Origin of the sequence: Microbacterium resistens NBRC 103078 (assembly GCF_001552355.1) — a bacterium.
Classification (GTDB): domain Bacteria; phylum Actinomycetota; class Actinomycetes; order Actinomycetales; family Microbacteriaceae; genus Microbacterium; species Microbacterium resistens.
The window spans coordinates 1-1,096 of the sequence record NZ_BCRA01000222.1 but is presented as its reverse complement, the minus strand read 5'-3'; the positions used below and the strand labels follow the sequence as shown (position 1 = coordinate 1,096).

The window sequence follows — 1,096 nt, the reverse complement described above, 5'->3', positions numbered from 1 at the left end:
GGGGGTCGGTGCGGCGCCGCTGCCGCGCGGCGGGATCCTCGGTATCCCGGAGAACCCGTTCGCCGAGGACGTGCGGCGGATCATCGGATGGCGCGGCGCGTGGCGCGCGTACGTCGACCGGCTGCGTCCTCCGCTGACCATCGGCCACGACCGGAGCCTCGGGCATCTCGTCCGCTCGCGCATGGGCGCGCGGGTCCTCGACTGCCTGGTCGCCCCCGTCACGACGGGCGTGCATTCCGCCCATCCCGACACGATCGACACCGAGGTGGCCGCCCCGGGACTCAACGCGGCGCTGACCCGGGCCGGGTCGTTGTCCGGGGCTGTGGCGAGCCTGCGCGCGGACGCGGCCCGGAAGACCGCCGCGCCCCGGAGCGGAGCCGAGCCGGCGCGCGCTCCTGGCGCGGCCGTGCGCGGGATCGACGGCGGCATGGCCGTGCTCGTGGACGCCCTCGTCGCCCGGCTCGGCGTGCTCGGATCCGAGGTCCGCACCGGCTCCTCCGTCGTCGGGCTCGCGCGGGACGCCGACGCCTGGGTCGTGCGGTTCGAGGCGCCCGATCCCCGACCCCGCCCCGCGGACGCGGACATCGACGCATCGACGGAGGGGGGAGACGCCCTTGTCGCGGAGGAGCGGTTCGACGCCGTGATCCTCGCCGCGGACGAGGCGACGACGCGTCGCCTGCTGTCGCCGCACGTCTCGGCCCTCGATGCGATCCCCGCCGGCGACGCCCCGCACATCGAGATCATCACCCTGGTCCTGGACGCTCCGGCTCTCGACGCGTCGCCGCGCGGATCCGGCGTCCTCACGGTCCCCGGCAGCCACACCGCCAAGGCCCTCACACACGCCACGGCCAAGTGGCCGTGGCTGCGCACCGCCGCAGGGGACCGACACGTGGTGCGGGTGTCGTTCGGCTCCCAGGGGGAGGAGCCGGCGACGTCCGGGCTGGACGACGACGCCGCCGCCCGGCTGGCGATGGCCGAGGCCGCGGCGATGCTCGGTGTCGCCCTGCCGGCGAGCGCGCTGCGCGGATCGTTCCGCGCGCGGTTCACCCAGTCCCAGCCGACGGCGGCGATCGGCGCGGCCGACCGGCGGGCCGCC

Annotated in this window: 1 protein-coding gene; it reads left to right on the top strand. The window is 76.8% G+C overall.

Annotated features, from left to right (window positions below; translation table 11 throughout):
- Positions 1-1,096, top strand: a 1,096-nt coding sequence (locus MR1_RS20360) for a protoporphyrinogen/coproporphyrinogen oxidase (protein WP_067250887.1), incomplete at both ends; no start/stop codon positions are given.